Consider the following 241-nt stretch of genomic DNA (forward strand, 5'->3'; position numbering starts at 1 on the left):
GGGGGAGCGGGCGCAGCAGCGTCGGCGCCACCGTCCAGCCGAGGTGGGCGACGTCGGTGTAGAAGGTGCGCCAGGCGTCGTACTCCTCGTCGGAGCCGGTCAGCTCCCGGAACGACTTGCGCGTCGCGTCACCCTCGGCGCGCTCGACGAGGAGGCCGCCGGGCTTGCCGTCGCGGATCACGGGCGTGTACGACGCCGTCGCGCGTGAGACCAGGCTGATGTCGAGGCCGAGGTCACGGAC

Annotated in this window: 1 pseudogene; it reads right to left on the reverse strand. The window is 73.0% G+C overall.

Annotation, left to right across the window (positions count from 1 at the left end):
• Window positions 1-241 (reverse strand): annotated as a pseudogene (locus F0U47_RS21490) (FAD-dependent oxidoreductase); the annotation flags it as partial.

Origin of the sequence: Nocardioides antri (assembly GCF_008373765.1) — a bacterium.
GTDB classification, from domain to species: domain Bacteria; phylum Actinomycetota; class Actinomycetes; order Propionibacteriales; family Nocardioidaceae; genus Nocardioides; species Nocardioides antri.